A 3023-nucleotide genomic window follows, 5' to 3' on the forward strand; every position below is an offset into this window, starting at 1 on the left:
GTCGGCAAACTGGGAAGAAGAGTTCTTTGACATATTGGACACAGAGTAAAATAAGATTACAAAGTAGAATCATAAGTACGTTAGGATACTTGAGAAAGTATTAAGGGCGCACGGGGGATGCCTGTGGCTCTCATCGGCGATGAAGGACGTGATAAGCTGCGAAAAGCTTCGGGGAGTTGCACATAAGCGTTGATCCGAAGATATCCGAATGGGGCAACCCGGCTGGTTGAAGACCAGTCATACTGATTTATCAGTAAGCGAACCCGGAGAACTGAAACATCTAAGTACCCGGAGGAAGAGAAAATAATAATGATTCCCTAAGTAGTGGCGAGCGAACGGGGAAGAGCCTAAACCGATATAGTTACGGCTATGTCGGGGTTGTAGGACTAGCGTAATCGATCACAATTGAACTCGAACATGTTGGGAAGCATGACGATACAGGGTGAGAGTCCCGTAGGGGTAAGAGCGTGATTGAGGTTAGGATCCTGAGTAGGGCGGGACAGGAGAAATCCCGTTTGAATCTGCCGGCACCATCCGGTAAGGCTAAATACGAATGAGAGACCGATAGTGAACAAGTACCGTGAGGGAAAGGTGAAAAGTACCGTGAATAACGGGGTGAAATAGAACCTGAAACCGTGCGCTTACAAGCGGTCGGAGCTTCTATATGGAGTGACGGCGTGCCTTTTGCATAATGAGCCTACGAGTTACTCTTCGTTAGCAAGGTTAAGGGTTTAAGGCCCGCAGCCGGAGCGAAAGCGAGTCTGAATAGGGCGCATAGTTAGCGGAGGTAGACGCGAAACCCATGTGATCTACCCATGTCCAGGGTGAAGTTTCGGTAAAACGGAATGGAGGCCCGAACCGGTAAACGTTGAAAAGTTTTCGGATGAGGTGTGGGTAGGGGTGAAAGGCCAATCAAACTGGGAAATAGCTCGTACTCCCCGAAATGTTTTTAGGAACAGCGTGAGTGGAGTCTGACAGAGGTAGAGCTACCAATAGGACTAGGGGGAGTCAAATCCTACCAAATCCTGATGAACTCCGAATGCTGTCAGATGCTCGCTTGCAGTGAGGGTTAGGGTGCTAAGGTCCTAATCCGAGAGGGAAAGAACCCAGATCCGCAGCTAAGGTCCCTAAATGTATACTAAGTTGAACTAAGGTAGTCCGATTGCTTAGACAGCCAGGAGGTTAGCTTGGAAGCAGCTATTCCTTTAAAGAGTGCGTAACAGCTCACTGGTCGAGCGATAGGGCATCGATAATAATCGGGCATAAAGTATACTACCGAAGCTCGGGACTCAATTTATTGAGTGGTAGGGGAGCATTCTATTGGCGGCGAAGGTGTGACGTGAGTCATGCTGGAGCGAATAGAAAAGCAAATGTAGGCATAAGTAACGATAAGACGGGCGAGAAACCCGTCCACCGCAAAGCTAAGGTTTCCATGGCAATGCTAATCAGCCATGGGTTAGTCAGGACCTAAGGCGAACCCGAGAGGGGTAGTCGATGGCAAATCGGTTAATATTCCGATACCTGCGTATAGAGTGATGGGGAGACGGAGTAGTGACAGGTCCGCGTGCTGACGGAATAGCACGTTAAAGCATGTAGGTAATGTTGGTGTAGGCAAATCCGCACCGATAGCTGAATGTGATAGTACTGCAATCCTTCGGGAGCGCAGATAGTGACCGTAATCAGACTTCCAAGAAAAACCTCTAAGCATATGTATACGCAGCCTGTACCGTAAACCGACACAGGTAGCTGAGGAGAGTATCCTAAGGTGCTCGAGTGATTCGTGGCTAAGGAACTAGGCAAAATGACCCTGTAACTTCGGGAGAAGGGGTGCTTCCTCACCTTCGGGTGAGAAGCCGCAGTGAAGAGGCCCAGGCGACTGTTTAACAAAAACACATGGCTCTGCGACACCGAAAGGTTAAGTATAGGGCCTGACACCTGCCCGGTGCCGGAAGGTTAAGGGGGGACGTTAGCTTCGGCGAAGCGTTGAACTGAAGCCCCGGTAAACGGCGGCCGTAACTATAACGGTCCTAAGGTAGCGAAATTCCTTGTCGGGTAAGTTCCGACCTGCACGAATGGTGTAACGATCTGGGCACTGTCTCGGCCACGAGCTCGGTGAAATTGTAGTAACGGTGAAGATGCCGTTTACCCGCAGTGGGACGGAAAGACCCCATGAACCTTTACTATAGCTTCACATTGGTATTGTGTAAACGATGTGTAGGATAGCCGGGAGGCTTTGAAGCTGCGTCGCTAGGCGTGGTGGAGCCGTTGTTGAAATACCGGCCTTTGTTTACGTGATATCTAACCCGTTAGACGGGGACAGTGTGTGGTGGGTAGTTTGACTGGGGTGGTCGCCTCCAAAAAAGTATCGGAGGCTTCCAAAGGTACCCTCAGCACGGTTGGTAATCGTGCGAAGAGCGCAATAGCATAAGGGTGCTTGACTGTGAGACCTACAAGTCGATCAGGAACGAAAGTTGGGTATAGTGATCCGGTGGTTCCGCATGGAAGGGCCATCGCTCAAAGGATAAAAGGTACTCTGGGGATAACAGGCTGATCTCCCCCAAGAGCTCACATCGACGGGGAGGTTTGGCACCTCGATGTCGGCTCGTCACATCCTGGGGCTGGAGAAGGTCCCAAGGGTTGGGCTGTTCGCCCATTAAAGTGGCACGCGAGCTGGGTTCAGAACGTCGTGAGACAGTTCGGTCCCTATCTACTGTGGGCGTTAGAAGCTTGAGAGGACCTGACCTTAGTACGAGAGGACCGGGTTGGACGAACCTCTGGTGTATCGGTTGTGGCGCCAGCTGCAGTGCCGAGTAGCTATGTTCGGAAGAGATAAGCGCTGAAAGCATCTAAGCGCGAAACTCCCCTCAAGATGAGGCTTCTTTTAAAGGACGTCAGAGACGATGACGTTGATAGGCTGCAGGTGTAAAGTCAGAGATGGCATAGCCGAGCAGTACTAATTACCTGTAACTTTCCAAGGATCTCCTAAGGATCCGGTCTTAATGTACTTATGATTATTTTTAATC

At 50.2% G+C, this 3023-nt stretch carries 1 rRNA gene; it reads left to right on the top strand.

Going from position 1 to position 3023, the window contains the following annotated elements:
• The first annotated feature begins 90 nt into the window (after positions 1-90).
• Positions 91-2976, top strand: a 23S ribosomal RNA gene (locus OO013_RS19980).
• Positions 2977-3023 lie beyond the last annotated feature (47 nt).

This window comes from Mangrovivirga halotolerans (genome assembly GCF_026241165.1).
Lineage (GTDB): Bacteria > Bacteroidota > Bacteroidia > Cytophagales > Cyclobacteriaceae > Mangrovivirga > Mangrovivirga halotolerans.